Genomic DNA, 14,953 nt, shown 5'->3' on the forward strand with positions numbered 1-14,953 from the left:
CGAAGTTACTCGGAAGCCTCGCTGGCGGACGGGGAATGAACAGGTTCGACGGGGCCGCCCGCGCCGGGTCCGGCGGATCGCGGCGCGGGCGCGGCCCCGTCAGGCGACGGCGGGGGCCAACCGCTTGATCATCGGGGTCAGGGCCACCACCGCGAGGCCGACGGCGATGGCGGTGCCGCCGAGGATCAGGAAGTACGGCGCCTCGTCGTTCTGGTCGTAGAACGTCGCCAGACGTCCGGCGAGTGCGGTGCCGAGGCTGATCGACAGGAAGTTCAGCGCCACCATTTGCGCGGCGAAGGCGCGCGGCGCGAGCTTCGTGGACACACTGAGTCCGACGGGGGAGATGCACAGCTCGGCGAGCGCGAAGATGAGCATGATCCCGAGCAGCCCGATCAGCGGGACCGTGTTCACGCCGGGTGGCATGAGCAGGAACGCCAGGAAGGCGACGCCGATCCCGATGGTGCCGATGGCGAACTTGATCGGAGTGCTGGGCTGGCGGGGGCCGAGCTTGGTCCACAGCGCCGCGAACACCGGCGCGAAGATCAGGATGTACACCGGGTCCACGGACTGGATCCAGGAGGCCGGGAACTCCCACCCGCCGAGATTCCGGTCGAGGCGCTCGTCGGCGTAGACCGCGACGAAGGTGAACATCTGCTGGAACAGGGCCCAGAACGCCACCTGGGACAGGAACAGCGGGATGAAGGCTTTCACTCCGTTGCGCTCGGCACCGTCGACCCGCTTGCTGCGCAGGAGGAAGACGAAGTAGGCGAGGGAGATCACGGCGACCGTGATGATCACCGCGTCGACCAGGTTGCTCGCGGTGATCACGCCGAGCAGGATGAGGCCGACGACGAGGGCGATCGCGGCCACGACGCCGCCGACGACCCGCTGGATGTCGGTGCGGGAGGCCGGGTTCGGCACCTCTCGGCTGATCCGGGGCAGCATCCTGCGGGTCAGTCCGTACTGCAGGAGTCCCAGCGCCATGCCGACCGCGGCGAGGCCGAAGCCCCAGTGGAAGCCGGCGCTCTGCTGCAGGTAGCCGGTGAGCAGGGGGCCGAGGAAGGCGCCCAGGTTGACGCCCATGTAGAACAGCGAGAAGCCCGCGTCACGGCGGGTGTCGCCGTTCGGGTACAGGTCGCCGACCACCTTCGTGGCGTTGCCCTTCACGCCGCCGGAGCCGATGGCGACGAGCACGAGGCCGATGGCGACGCCCGCGGCCCCGGGGACGACGGCGAGGGCGATGTGGCCCGCCATCACCAGGCAGGCGGAGTAGTAGAGGGTCCGTTCCGCGCCGAGGAGGCGGTCCGAGACCCAGCCGCCGGCGATCGTCGAAAGGTAGACGAAGCCGCCGTAGGCGCCGACTATCCCGAGTGAGGTGGTCTTGTCGAAGCCGAGGCCGCCTTCCGAAGCCGAGTAGTACAGGTAGTACGCGAGGATCGCCTGCATCCCGTAGAACGAGAAGCGCTCCCACATCTCGACGCCGAACAGGTTCACCAGCGGCCACGGGTGTCCGAAGAAGCGGGTGTCAGGTTTGTAACCGGGGGTGGTGGTCATTGGATGATGAAACCATGCGGAGGCCGCGCCGTGGGTGAGCTCAGCGAAGGAGTCTCTCCGCCTCCGGTTGGTACGCGTGCTCGGCCCACCCGCGCGGCGTGGCGCCGTAGCGCTCGTCGACGACGGTGCGGTCGGCGCCGGCGTCGAGCAGCGTCCGGATCAGGTCGAGATCACCCGCCCAGGCCGCGTGGTGCAGCGGCGTCGCGCCCTCCTCGTCTTTCGCGTTCGGATCCTCGGGGACCCGGTGGACCGCCGCGGTCGCTCCACCGGTGTCGATGCCGTGTTCGGCCAGGAGCGTGAGGCGCGCCGAGAAGCCGTGCTGCGCCGCCCAGTCGATCTGGCGGCGCCACATCTGAGCACGGTTCTCGGTCTGGGCACCGGGACGCGTCTCCCACGGGCCGGGGCCCGCGTCGGCCAGCCCGTACGCGAAGAGCAGTGTCAGGTGTGCGTCGTCCGGCCGGAACATGCGGTTGTACAGCGCCTGTTGGTCGACGGGGTGCGCCCCGCGATCCAGGAGCAGCGACGCGAGCTCGTCGCAGCGGGGGTGGCGAGGTTGCCGGCCCGCACCCTGCTCGCCCTCGCCGAAGACCCCGGTGAGGGCCGTGAACGGGGTCGGCAGGCCGGAATGCAGGAAGCCCGTGTCGGGGTCGGCGCCGGCGTCGAGGAGCAGGGTTGCAGTGTCCAGCGCGTTCTCCTGTGCGCTGGCCAGCGGGAGCCGCGAGTAGCAGAGGTACATGAGCGGATGCCAGCCGAACGGGCCCCCCGGAGCGGCGGCGAGGGAGGGATCGGCGCGCAGGTGCGCCGCGACCGCCTCGGTATCGCTTGCCGCGGCGGCCGCCCAGATACTCCGGCCGACGATGCCGGGGTCGCGCGCGAGCAACTCCTCGGCGGCGCGCCACCTCGGCGGCTCGTCCGACGGTCCGTACCTGAGGCAGGCCAGCGAGGAGAACAGGTCCTCCGGCGCGAGCGCGGACTCGTCCACGGCGCCCGGGTCCACGGTGAGGTCGGCGTTCGACGCGGCGGCGGAGCCGCTGCGTGCTCGGTCGGTCATGGCGGCTCCCGTCCGGTGCTCGCTCGCCGGGGGTCGGCTCAGCGCCGCAGGTTGGTCCGCGCCACCTGCTCGCGGAGGAAGTGGAACTGGGCGTCGAGGCTCGCCTGCAGGTCGCGCAGCTCGTTCGCGTGGCTCTGGAAGCGCAGTGCGTCGGCCTCGTTGCCCACGGCGTCGCGGTAGAGCTGGTCGAGCAGCTCGCGGTGCGCGCTGCTGTTGGTGCGGTCGAGGATCTGCAGGTCGCCGAGGAGCCGTTCGACTGGCCGCAGCTCGCCCAGGTACTCGGCGAGTGCCGCGACGTGATCGCGGAGGGCGTCCTCGGCCAGGCGTGCCGCGTGGGTGTACTCGTCGAGGTGCTGGGCGAGCGTGGGGGTGATCGGCGACGCATCCGAGGGACGCGGGGTGTCGGTGCGCATGCGCCACACGCGGTAGGCGCGGTGGCTGATGTCCTGCAGCGTGGCGTCGAGGTTGATCCGGACGCGGTGCTGGTCCAGGAGCGGGTTGTTCCACGCGGGCGAACGGCGGATCTCCTCGGTGAGCAGGACCGCGACGCCCAGGAGTCGGGTCTCCACGCGGGTCTGCCCCGGCTCCGCGCCCGGGTTGTACGCGGGGGTGCGCTCGGCACCGAACGGCCACGGATTCGCGGCGAGACGCGCCTGCTCGCGCTCGGCGATGCGATTCTTGTACCGCGTGAGCCGCCAGAAGTGGAACCCGACCACCCCCGCGGCCGCGAGCAGGAGGATCAGGATCGCGGGGACGCCCGCCGTCGCGATCGCACTGCTGACCACGAGCGCGCCGATCAGGACGACGACGGCCGCGCCCTTCTGGATCCGGGGTGGTGAGCCGTACTGCAGGTGCGCGAGATAGCCCGGGGCATTGCTCGCGGTGTACCGACGGTAGGCGTCGTTGATGGCGGCCGCGCGCAGGTCCTGCAGGTAGCGGGCGGCGTCCTGCGCCGCGGCCTGCGCCTGCTCCCGCCCGACCGGGACCGCGTCCGCCGCCGTGGTCACGCGGTGCGCGATCTCCTGGGGCACCGTCTCCGCCATCTCGAACCTCCTCCAGAGCCCTACCTCGAATGTACCGATTCAGCGCTCGACGTCAGTTATCCACAGGCCATGCCTCGGTGAGTACTGTCGGAGCCCAGCTCGGCCATCGTGGAGGAGTCACGACGACGCCGTGGGCGAACTTGGCGACGATCAGTGGGCCCGCGGCGTCCGTGTTGTCGTAGAACGCCGCAGTAGTACTCCGAGCGACGGCCTGAACAACCAGTGGCCAGAGCCGCTCGTGGCGCTCCCGGATCTTGTCCTCGGGTACGTCGTGTCCGCCGGCGTCCGATCGACGCCGGACACGCTGTACGGACAGGTCCGACGGGACCATCACGACGTGCATGTTGACGTCGTAGCCGTGGGACACCGCAGATCGCACCAGATCCAGCTTGGACGGATGCGAGAACACTGTCTCCGCGACGAACGAACGTCCGATGCTGATCAGTCTGTTGCGCAGTTCGGATGCGGTACGCGCGGCCTCGTACGAATGCGATTCGGGAGCCTCAGGCCAGCGTTCCTTCGCGATCACATCGGCATTGACGAACGGAATGTCCCCGAGAATGGGAAGGAGAACGAACTCGACGAAGGTCGACTTGCCCGCACCATTGGGGCCGACGACCAGTTCGAGTTGGCTCACTTCGCCGGCTCCTCCGACAACATCCGCGTGGATCCGTCCGGGTGGCGCTCGATCATGCGCGCCTGCTCGTCCAGGGAAACCGTGACGATTCCCCGCGCCGCGAGTGCCTCGCTGAAATCGACGTCCCGCAGTCGTTCTCGGATTCTGACGCGAACTTCCGCGTTGAACACCCTGCTCTCCTCCGCGTCGAGATCGTCAATGGAACCGGTGCCCGCGAGCGCGGCCTCCACTCGACGACGCGCCGCGGTGTCGTGGATCGATACTTCGCGGCCCACTCGAGCCCAGTGATTCACCTGTTCGGCGACAGATCGCCCTTCGCGTTCCGCTTCGGTCCGAGCGGACTCGAAGACGTCGTCAGCAATGCGAGTGGGGTGCGGCATGTTGGCCTCGTTCGGTGCAGCGCGGGTCTGTTGTAGCAACATGCTACGCCTCGACGGGCTTGATTGCAGGCTCTGAGATCGGCGCAGGGCTGATCCGGCGACCGTGGGCAGGCGCCTTCGGCGGGTGGTTCTGCACGCGCCTGGGCGCGAGCAGAACCACCCAGGAGTCCGACTACTTCAGGGCGACGGTCGCGCCGCCGGAGAACATCGAGTCGTGCAGCTCGAGGGTGGCGGGTGCGGCGTCCTTGGGCATGTCGAAGACGACCTTCACCTGCACCGTGTTGCCGGGGTTGATGTTGTCCCACACCGGCACGTCGGAGTCGCCGAGCGCGATCTGCGCCATCGAGTCGGACTCGAACGTGCGGCCCTGCGCGTCCTTGAGCTTCTGCGAGCTGGGGGAGAAGCTCTGGGGCTTGGTGCCGATGTTCTTCACCGTCATGGAGACGATCACGAACTGCCCCTGCGCCTTCTTCGCCAGGTACGGATTGTCGCCGATGTCCGTCAGGCCGGCCTGGACGCCGGTCACCACGAACTCGAACTTCCCGTCGCGGACAGGAGTGTTCAGCCCGGCGGCCTTCGGGTCCGACTTCGCGGCGGCGGTGGCTCCGGCCGTGGTGCCGCCGGCGGCGGTCGCCTCGTCCTTGTCGCCGCCGCCGGTCGCGACGGAGACGACCACCAGGAAGGCGATCACCGCGAGCACGATCCACGGCCACTTGCGCTTCTTCTTCGCCGGGGGAGGCGGCGGGGTGCCGTACGGCGCGGGCTGGCCGGGGTACGGCTGCCCGGCGTAGGGCTGCTCGGGCTGGCCGGGCTGCAGCGGGAAGGGCTGCTGAGACATGACGAATCCTCGATTCTTGGGATCGGTGAAGTCGACGAGAGGCGGGAAGTGCCTCACGTCGTGAGTGGAGCCCGCGGCTCCGGTGGATCAGGTCGACGGTGCGCGGACGGCGCCCGTCAGAAGTGGTGACTGTTAGTTCACGTCAGAATGCGTGTGCGTGCCGTCATTTCATCCTCCCCAGGACCTGATGGAGGAAGCATCGCACTGGGCACTGACAAGTTTTTGGAGGCCAACCGGTGCAGGTCTCGGGCCGTCAGGCCTTGTGACGGCGTGCAGCTCGTGAGACGGAGCCGCGACTTCTAGACGACGAACTTCTGCTGCAACCGCTCGTTCATCAGTAGGACGCCGAGGGCGTTGTCGCCGTCGATCCGTCGGTGGCGGTCGCAGGTGCAGGAACCCCAGGTCTGGTCGTGCCAGGTGTTGCCCTCGATCAGCACGGCGCCGCCAGTGGCGACGAGACGTTGGGCGAGCTCGGGATCGTCGAATTTGGCGGCCAGAACGTCTGCCATGACATCGAAGCGGATGCGGTCCCAGTCGGCGACGAGCGTCACAGAGCGGCCGATGCGCTTCGCGTCAGCCGGTGTCGCTGCCGTTCGTATCTGCTCGATGCTTTGCTCGTCGTTGGTCTTCGCGGACATGAAGGCGTGCTCGGCGCTCGGAAACATCGTGCCGCGGAACTCGACTCGAGTGGGGTAGAAGTTCGAAAGGAAGAGGTTGTCACCGCGGAAGCTATCGATTACGCGCATTGTCAGGCCTCCGACTTGTCAGAATGGAAGAACTTCGACGCCAGGTACTCGTTCGGTCGGAAGTAGAGGCTGTTTTCCGCGGTCAGGGAGGCAACTGCGTCGAGGTCGCCGGCGGGCGACAGGTGGTACGTGATCTCGCAGGCCGATCCGGGACCGCTCCGGTACAGGTTGTCCACCGTGCTGGCGAAGACGTTGACTTGGTTCAAGATGTTGTCCGCATCGACCGGAAGGAAGAGAAGGACGTCCCGGGTCGGTGCCGCCGCCAGGAAGCCGTGGTCGGACGGTGTGAGGTGCTCAGCGGCGAATGTTGAGGCGTAGAGCAGGCGGGACGGCGCGAAGAAGTCGTCGAATTCGAACGCGACAACAGGACGGTCGGAGCCGTCGATCTCGAGGTCGACGAGGTCGGGGTCGGGCACCGGGAGTCGGTGCAGGTTGTTGATGGAGATCCGGCCGACCTCTTCGAGTTCGCCGACGTGGGTGAAGAGGGCCGAGGCCGGCAGCCCGGAGACGTGAGTCGGATAGTCAGCGGCAAAGATCAGCGACAGCCCGGGTACGAGCCCAGTCACCGGGTAGGCGGGGTCCGAGGCGTCCGGGACCGCGTTTCGCGTCAGCCTCGGGTAGATGTTCGCCTCCGTGACCTCGGAGGCCCGTACCTTGCGAATCCGATCAAGACCTGCGAGCCACTGGTGGACCTCCTCGGGCCAGTCCGCCTCGTCGACGTGAGCGACGCCGGAGGCGAGGTTGGCGAGCCCGCAGATCGCGTCATCGATGCGGTACGCGTCGTGGCTGTACGGCTCGTAGGTAAGGCCGCGCGCGGCGCAGACACTCTGGACAGTGTCGCGGAGTGGTCCGAGTGTGCTGACGTCGGTCATGATCGCTCCTTGGTGGTTCGTGCGCGGGTACACCGCGGCCGGCCACCTTCGGGCCAGCCGCTCAGGATGCCGTGCGCGTCTGACACTTTTGAATCACAGCAGGTCATCGGCACGTTCGTCGCCTGAATATTGGTGGCCTCAGAACATGTCAGTCCTCCGATGCATCCTGATCGGCTGCGCTGGAAGTACCGGCCGGCGAAGGAGAACGAGATGTCTGCGAACGGCGACGGACCCACCGCTATGGTTGGCCGGGTGATCACCGGAGAGCTCAAGAACAAGATCGACCGCGTCTGGGACGCCTTCTGGTCCGGCGGGATCAGCAACCCGCTCGAAGTGATCGAGCAGATCACCTACCTACTGTTCATTCGTCGGCTCGACGAGCTGCAGCGGCTCAAGGAGCGCGAGAACGAGATCCTCGGCGAGGGCATCACGGACCCGATCTTCGAGCCCGGCCAGGAGGAACTTCGCTGGAACGTCTTCCGGCACGAGGGTCCTGCCGAGATGTTCGCGACCGTCGGTCAAAAGGTGTTCCCGTTCCTACAGAACATGGGCACTGACGGCTCGACCTACTCCGAGCACATGAAGGACGCCAGGTTCACTATCCCGACGCCGGCGTTGCTGTCTCGGGTCGTCGACATGCTCGACGGCATTCCGATGGAAAACCGCGACACCAACGGTGACCTGTACGAATACATGCTCTCCAAGCTGTCGACGTCCGGCACCAACGGGCAGTTCCGCACGCCGAGGCACATTATCCAGCTGATGGTCGACCTCATGGAACCGAAGCCGGGCGACGAGATCTGCGATCCGGCGTGCGGCACCGCCGGCTTTCTAGTCGCGGCGAGCGAGTACGTCCGGGACAAGCATCCGACCTCGATGTCGAACGCTGAGCAGTTCAGCCACTTCCACCGCTCGATGTTCCACGGCTATGATTTCGACAGCACCATGCTGCGGATCGGCTCCATGAACATGCTGCTTCACGGCGTGGAGGAGCCCGACATCCGCTACCGGGACTCCCTTTCGGAGGGAGCGAGCGGCGATGCCGAGAAGTACACCCTGATCCTCGCCAACCCGCCGTTCGCCGGTTCGCTCGACTACGAGGCCACCTCGAAGGACCTGCAGCGCACGGTCAAGACGAAGAAGACCGAGTTGCTTTTTCTAGCACTCTTCCTCAAGCTACTTAAGCCCGGCGGTCGGGCGGCGGTCATCGTGCCCGACGGCGTCCTCTTCGGCAGTTCCAAGGCTCATAAGGAACTGCGCAGGATCCTCGTGGAGGACCAGAAGCTCGACGGTGTCATCAAGCTTGCCTCGGGTGTCTTCAAGCCCTATACCGGTGTGTCTGCTGCGATTCTGCTGTTCACCAAGACCGACTCCGGTGGCACGGATGAGGTCTGGTTCTACGATGTCACCGCCGACGGCTTCTCCCTAGACGACAAGCGGAATCTGAGCGGCGATAATGACCTCCCCGACGTGCGTGCGCGGTGGGCTGATCGCGATGGCGCCGAGCGCGAGCGTGCCCGGACTGACAAGTCGTTCACTGTCCGCAAGGAGGAGATCGTCGCCCAAGGCTACGACCTTTCGATCAATCGTTACAAGGAGATCGAGTACGACGAGGTTGAACACCGGCCGCCCCTCGAGATCATCGTGCAGATCGAGAACCTCGATGCGGAGATCGCAGTCGGTCTGGCAGAGATCAGGAGCCTCTTGTCGTGAATGTAGTTCCACTACACGAGGTCGTCCACATCAACCCTCGTGGCGAGAGTGTCGACGCCGATGAGGATGTGTCTTTCGTGGGAATGGCTCAGCTTGATTCTGCGGCTGCGATTGCAGTTCCGCTTGAAACTCGTCGATTCGAAGAGGTCTCGAAAGGGTACACGGTCTTCCGTGACGGAGATCTGTTGGCGGCAAAGATCACGCCGTGCTGGGAGAACGGCAAGATTGGGCAGGCAGTCCTCGATCATTCGATCGGGGTTGGATCGACTGAATTCCACGTATTACGCCCCGGTGGGAAAGTTCATGATCGGTACTTGTTGCACTTCTTGCGCAGGCGTGAGGTTGAGGCCAAGGGAACTTTGAGAATGATCGGAAGCGGTGGCCAGCGCCGCGTCCCGGTCGACTACCTGGCGAACCTGTTGCTACCGCTGCCTAGTCTCGATGAGCAGATCCGCGTCGCCACAATTCTTGACCGTGCCGAGGCTATCACGGGCTTGAATAGGAACATTCTCGCGAAGTTTGCTGAGCTTGCTTCCTCCTTCCTTCGAGGAATGATTGATAGGTCTGTTGGGCAGGTCGACTTCGGCTCGATCATTTCCGAGGGGCCTTCAAACGGTATATACGTCCCCTCTGCTCGCTATGGGGCTGGAACGCCGATTCTCCGCATCGACGGTTTTGATTCTCAGGGAAACCTGAATAGTAAGCCATGGAAACTGGTAGGTATTTCAGAGACGGACCGAGAGCGATTCGAGCTGCGGGCGGGTGATGTTGTAATCAATCGTGTCAATGCCCTCTCTCACCTCGGAAAGTCGGTAATGATCGATGAAACGGCCGATGGTTCTGTATTCGAATCGAATATGATGAGAATTCGCGTGGATGAAGAGCGAGCGAATCCATGTTTTGTGGCGTACTGGCTGAATTCCAATTCCGCAAAGGTGCAGGTTCTGGGGCGCGCAAAAAAGTCTATCAACCAGGCAAGCATCAACCAGAACGACGTTCGGAAGCTGGCATTCCCTGATATTTGTAAGGCGAAGCAGGATGAGTTCGCTGGGATGGTGGATGTGATTCGGCAGGAGAAACTGAAGGTTGATCGTCGTTCTGCGCAGCTCGAAGAGCTGATGGGAGCGATTCGGTCGCAGGCGTTCCGGGGAGAGCTCTGATGGTGATGCCGACGTGGGACGAGTTCATGGCGCCGGTCCTGCGGGAGCTGCGGTCCGGGCACACGGTGAAGCGTCGCGACCTTGAGGAGCGCGTCGTGGTCGCTGAGCGGCTGTCGGAGGAAGAACTCGCGGAGACGCTGCCGTCGGGGCAGCTCAGGTTTCGGAACCGGATCGGGTGGGCCACGTCGTACCTCGGAAGGGCGGGTGCGCTCAGTCGCCCGGCCCGCGGGCACTACGCGATTACCGGTTCCGGGCGGAGGCTCCTGGCTGAGCATCCGGACGGGGTCTCCGAAAAGGCGCTGCGTGCATTCGTCGGCGACCCTGACGCATCTCACACCTGGAAGGCGCTTCAGGGGGTGGAGGCTCGGGAAACGGCCATCACGTCAGATCCCGAGCCAGTGACGGCTCTCGATCCCGAAGAACAGATCGCTGACGGCATCGGTCGGATCAACGCCACCGTCGCCGATGACCTGCTGACCCGATTGCACGACAACAGCCCGACGTTCTTCGAGCAGACCGTGGTCGATCTCCTTGTCGCCATGGGGTACGGCGGCGCGGGTGGCAGAGCGACCGTGACCCGTGCGTCCAACGATGGCGGGATCGACGGGATCATCGACCAGGACGCCCTCGGTCTGTCGCGCGTCTACGTGCAGGCCAAGCGCTACGCGCCGGACAACTCCGTCGGGCGCCCGGAACTGCAGGCATTCGTTGGCGCGCTCAGCGGCAAAGCCGACGGCGGCGTCTTCATCACTACTGCCCGATTCTCGAAGGGTGCGGTCGAATACGCCGAGATCGTGCCGACACGGATCATCCTCATCGACGGTGTCCGGCTCGCGGATCTGATGATCCGGTACGGCGTGGGCGTTCAGGTGAAGCAGACACTCCAGATCGTCGAGGTCGACGAGGACTTCTTCGAGTAGGTTCAGATAGTCGCGCGGGTTTCGAGGGGGAGGAACAGGCAGATGGGAAACTTCGACTTCGTCTACAGGTCACTACCGTCTGTACACGCCGACTGTGCTCGGGCGGAGTCTTACCTGACCTCCGATCCCCGGTCCGCGTGCTTCTACGGCCGCCGCGCGATCGAAGAACTCGTGCACTACCTGTACGACCTCCTTGAACTGCCGGCGCCGTACAGGAACGACCTCGCAGCGCACATCAACGATCCGAGGTTCAAGGCCAAGGTCTCCCCGATGATTCAGCAGAAGCTGAATCTGATCCGGCGCAACGGCAACGATGCGGTGCACGACACCCGACCCGTGCGTGCGGAACGGTCCGCAGATGTTCTGCGGGAGCTGTTCCACCTGATGGTGTGGGCTACACATTCCTACTCGCGCCATCCTGAACTCGCTCCCATGGGAGCGCAGTTCAACCCCGCGCTCGCCGCGCAGTCCGCGCCGCTCAGCCAGGCCGAGATCGCTGAGCTCGCGGGGAAGTTCGCTGCGCAGGACGCCGCACTCGCGAAGGAGCGTGAAGCGCTCGCCCAGGAGCGCGCGGAGAAGGCCGAACTGCAGGCCGCGCACGATGCGAAGATCGCCGAACTGCAACAGCAGATCGCCGCGGCAACCGCGAAGAAGGCCGCGGATACCCATGACTACAACGAGGCCGCCACACGCGATGCGTTCATCGACCTCCTGCTCGACGAGGCCGGCTGGACGATCGGGAGCGTCGTCGGACCGGCCAAGGTCACTACCGAGCACGAAGTGAGCGGGATGCCAAACACCTCGGGAGCGGGGTACGTGGACTACGTACTCTGGGGGAGCGACGGCAAGCCACTGGCCTTGATCGAGGCCAAACGCACGAACAAGAGTCCGGACGTCGGCCAGCAGCAGGCGAAGCTCTACGCCGACTGTCTCGAGCGCGAGTACGGCCGCCGACCGGTGATCTTCTACTCGAACGGCTACAGCCACTGGATCTGGGACGACGAGGGCGGCTACCCGCCGCGACAGGTTCAGGGTTTCTTCACGCCAGACGAGCTCGACTACCTGGTTCTGCGCCGCACAACCAGGAAACCCCTCGGCACCGTCTCGATCAACGGCGACATCGCGGGCCGCTACTACCAGGAACGCGCCATCCGTGCGGTCGACGATGCCTTCGCCCAGCACAACCGCGACGCCCTTCTCGTCATGGCCACCGGGTCCGGCAAGACCCGCACGGTCATCGCCCTCGTGGACCAGCTCGCCCGTGCGAACTGGGTCAAACGCGTGCTGTTCCTCGCCGACCGGACCGCGCTCGTCACCCAGGCATCGAACGCCTTCAAGGTGCACCTACCGGACGCGACCACCGTGAACCTGGTGTCCGAGAAGGCGATCGATGGTCGGGTGTACGTCTCGACGTATCCCACCATGATGAACCTGATCAACGACGTAGACAGCGAGACCGGCCGCAGGTTCGGCCCGGGCTACTTCGACCTGATCGTCATCGACGAGGCGCACCGCTCGGTGTACGCAAAATACGGCGCGATCTTCGACTGGTTCGACGGTCTGCTCGTGGGACTCACCGCCACCCCGAAGGACGAGGTGGACCACAACACTTACCGGCTCTTCCATCTGGAGGACGGCGTGCCGACGGATGCATACTCGCTGGAGGACGCAGTCAAGGACGACTACCTCGTTCCGCCGAAGGGGATCGCGGTGGGTACGAAGTTCCTCCGTCACGGCATTCGGTACGACGACCTCACTGAGGAGGAGCGCGAGCAGTGGGACGCGCTCGATTGGGGCAACGGCGATTCCCCTGATGAAGTCGGAGCGGAGGAGATTAATCGGTTCCTCTTCAACGAGAATACGGTGGATCAGGTGCTCGCGAACCTCATGGCCGACGGCCACAAGGTCGCCGGCGGCGACCGGCTCGGTAAGACGATCATCTTCGCGAAGAACCAGGCGCATGCCGAGTTCATTCAGCACCGATTCGACCTCCAGTGGCCGCACTACGCGGGCTCATTCGCACGCGTGATCACCCATAACTCGCCGTACGCACAGAGCTTGATCGACGACTTCTCCGCGGCGGACAAGGCGCCCCACATCGCGATCTCCGTCGACATGCTCGACACCGGCATCGACGTGCCCGAGGTGGTGAACTTGGTCTTCTTCAAGGCGGTTCGCTCGAAGTCCAAGTTCTGGCAGATGATCGGCCGCGGCACCCGACTGTGCTCGGATCTCTTCGGCCCGGGGGAAGACAAGAAGGACTTCTATGTCTTCGACTTCTGCGACAATCTTGCGTACTTCAGTCAGGACCTCCCCGGATCCGAGGGATCGATCCAGAAATCACTCTCGCAGCGACTTTTCGAGGCGCGTGTGGCCCTCGCTCGGACTCTCACCGACTCCGACGGCGAGCTCAAGGTTTCGACCCTCGACGCCCTGCATGAGTACGTAGCCGGGATGAGTACCGACAACTTCCTCGTGCGCCCGCATCGCAAGGCCGTGGAGCAGTTCTCTGACAGAGGCGCGTGGTCGGAACTGACTGCGGCCGTCGAGGCGACGGTCGTGGACCTGGCCGGACTGCCCTCGGCGACCGTCGACTCCGACGAGAAGGCCAAGCGCTTCGATCTGCTCATGCTCAGGGGGCAACTCGCCCAGCTTGAGGGGGACGCCTCCACCGCCGACCGCGTCCGACAGGCCGCGCAGGACATCGCGAACTCCCTCTTGGGGAAACTGACCATTCCGATGGTCCAAGCCCAGGCCGAGATGATCGAGGCGGTCGCGGGTGATGAGTGGTGGATCGACGTCACCGTCGCGATGTTGGAGTCCGCCCGGACCCGACTCAGAACGCTGATGAGGTTCACGGAGACGGTCAAGCACAACCCCGTCTACACCGATTTCAGCGACGAGCTGCTCGCGCCCACGGAGGTGAAACTCCCAGGAACGATGCCGGGGACGAACTTCGACCGGTTCAAAGCCAAGACATCGGCGTACCTGCGATCACAGTTCGAGAACGTCGTTCTGCAACGACTGCGTCGCAATAAGCAGCTCACACCAGCCGACCTGAAAACGCTGGCGCAGATGCTGATCGACGCCGGCGGTTCGGACGGTGATCTGGCGTGGGTGAGGGAGCGAAGCGGGGGGCTCGGCCTGTTCGTCAGGTCGCTCGTCGGACTCGATCGAGCAGCCGCAGTCGAGGCCTTCGGTGACTTCCTCGACGACTCCAAGTTCTCCGTCGAGCAGGTGCGCTTCGTCAACATGATCGTCGACGAGCTCACCGCGAACGGCGTCGTCGAACCGAAGCGCCTGTTCCAGGCTCCGTACACCGATGCGGCGCAGGGCGGACCCGACCTCGTCTTTCCCGAGCGGGCACAGGTCGTGGAGATCGTCGGCATTCTCAGGCATATCAAGGAGACGGCGAACCCCGCGCCGGACGACCCCTCCTCCGCCGGCGTGCACTCCGCAAGCTGAAACAAGCGATCTGGCAGGAGGAGCGTCGCCCGCCCGGGAGAATCGGGTGGCGGCGCTCCACGGCTTGCGTCCTAGCCGGATGCCATCACCGCACGGACCGGCCGCAGCGCCGCTCGCTGGAGGAGTTGCGCGCCGTGAAGTGCGGCGGTGTACTTGGCCCGCAATCGAGCCGGGGTCGCGGAATCGAGCAGCGCGAGCCGCGCCGGATCGGTGTTGTCGGCGATGTCGGCCCGCTTGACCGCCAGCGCGATCGGATCCGTGCGGATCGCGGCGTAGTACTCGTCGCTCGGCACCTCGTCCCGACGGGTGAGCAGTGCGACGGCGTGCACGACGGACGCCGGGATCCCGGCGTCGACGAGGTCCCGCGCAGTCACCGGCGTGTCCTCCAGCACGTCGTGCAGCAGTGCCGCCGCACGGTTCTCCGGGGTCTGCGGCGCGACCAGGTCCGCCACCCTGCGCGGGTGGGTGATGTAGTCGTTCCCGGCCTTGTCCGTCTGCCCCGCGTGCGCGGCTTCCGCGACGGAATCGGCGATGGCATCGATTGTCATGTCCTACCTCCTGGTGCCCGTAGTGG

The 14,953-nt window shown here is 65.3% G+C and carries 13 protein-coding genes; 4 read left to right on the plus strand and 9 right to left on the minus strand.

The window, feature by feature from the left end; genetic code table 11:
- Positions 1 to 99: 99 nt before the first annotated feature.
- The 8 genes from FK529_RS16175 to FK529_RS16210 all read right to left on the minus strand — a co-directional run bounded on the left by FK529_RS16175 (position 100) and on the right by FK529_RS16210 (position 7,121).
- Positions 100 to 1,554: a peptide MFS transporter gene (locus tag FK529_RS16175; RefSeq protein WP_146563099.1), complete on the minus strand. Its 1,455-nt coding sequence runs from the start codon at positions 1,552 to 1,554 to the stop codon at positions 100 to 102.
- Between the two features lie 40 nt (positions 1,555 to 1,594).
- Complete coding sequence (locus FK529_RS16180; RefSeq protein ID WP_146563101.1) at positions 1,595 to 2,605, minus strand: ankyrin repeat domain-containing protein; 1,011 nt, start codon at positions 2,603 to 2,605, stop codon at positions 1,595 to 1,597.
- A 38-nt stretch (positions 2,606 to 2,643) separates the two neighbouring features.
- Entirely contained in the window at positions 2,644 to 3,648 is a 1,005-nt protein-coding gene (locus FK529_RS16185; protein ID WP_146563103.1) for a hypothetical protein, read from the minus strand.
- A gap of 52 nt (positions 3,649 to 3,700) precedes the next feature.
- Entirely contained in the window at positions 3,701 to 4,285 is a 585-nt protein-coding gene (locus FK529_RS16190) for an ATPase (RefSeq protein ID WP_146563105.1), read from the minus strand.
- Positions 4,282 to 4,665 (minus strand): TA system antitoxin ParD family protein, encoded by a 384-nt coding sequence (locus FK529_RS16195; RefSeq protein ID WP_146563107.1) that lies wholly within the window; start codon positions 4,663 to 4,665, stop codon positions 4,282 to 4,284. Before FK529_RS16195 ends, FK529_RS16190 begins: the two co-directional genes overlap by 4 nt.
- 172 nt (positions 4,666 to 4,837) lie before the next feature.
- Complete coding sequence (locus tag FK529_RS16200; RefSeq protein WP_146563109.1) at positions 4,838 to 5,503, minus strand: DUF4352 domain-containing protein; 666 nt, start codon at positions 5,501 to 5,503, stop codon at positions 4,838 to 4,840.
- A gap of 299 nt (positions 5,504 to 5,802) precedes the next feature.
- A complete protein-coding gene (ybiA, locus tag FK529_RS16205; protein WP_146563111.1) occupies positions 5,803 to 6,249 on the minus strand; it encodes a riboflavin biosynthesis intermediates N-glycosidase in 447 nt (148 codons plus the stop codon).
- 2 nt (positions 6,250 to 6,251) lie between these two features.
- Complete coding sequence (locus tag FK529_RS16210) at positions 6,252 to 7,121, minus strand: hypothetical protein (protein WP_146563113.1); 870 nt, start codon at positions 7,119 to 7,121, stop codon at positions 6,252 to 6,254.
- A 252-nt stretch (positions 7,122 to 7,373) separates the two neighbouring features.
- Between FK529_RS16210 and FK529_RS16215 the strand changes: the two genes are divergently transcribed.
- From FK529_RS16215 to FK529_RS16230, 4 genes are read left to right on the plus strand one after another with little or no spacing between them, the layout of a single operon-like run.
- Positions 7,374 to 8,834, plus strand: a complete 1,461-nt coding sequence (locus tag FK529_RS16215) for a type I restriction-modification system subunit M (protein WP_146563115.1) — start codon at positions 7,374 to 7,376, stop codon at positions 8,832 to 8,834.
- Positions 8,831 to 9,994, plus strand: a complete 1,164-nt coding sequence (locus tag FK529_RS16220; protein WP_146563117.1) for a restriction endonuclease subunit S — start codon at positions 8,831 to 8,833, stop codon at positions 9,992 to 9,994. Before FK529_RS16215 ends, FK529_RS16220 begins: the two co-directional genes overlap by 4 nt.
- A gap of 26 nt (positions 9,995 to 10,020) precedes the next feature.
- Positions 10,021 to 10,914, plus strand: a complete 894-nt coding sequence (locus FK529_RS16225; RefSeq protein WP_231703136.1) for a restriction endonuclease — start codon at positions 10,021 to 10,023, stop codon at positions 10,912 to 10,914.
- Between the two features lie 42 nt (positions 10,915 to 10,956).
- Entirely contained in the window at positions 10,957 to 14,379 is a 3,423-nt protein-coding gene (locus FK529_RS16230) for a DEAD/DEAH box helicase family protein (RefSeq protein WP_146563122.1), read from the plus strand.
- 71 nt (positions 14,380 to 14,450) lie between these two features.
- Here FK529_RS16230 and FK529_RS16235 read toward each other — a convergent pair whose 3' ends face one another.
- Entirely contained in the window at positions 14,451 to 14,927 is a 477-nt protein-coding gene (locus tag FK529_RS16235) for an HD domain-containing protein (protein WP_146563123.1), read from the minus strand.
- Between the last annotated feature and the right edge of the window lie 26 nt (positions 14,928 to 14,953).

The organism is Tsukamurella asaccharolytica (genome assembly GCF_007858435.1).
Classification (GTDB): domain Bacteria; phylum Actinomycetota; class Actinomycetes; order Mycobacteriales; family Mycobacteriaceae; genus Tsukamurella; species Tsukamurella asaccharolytica.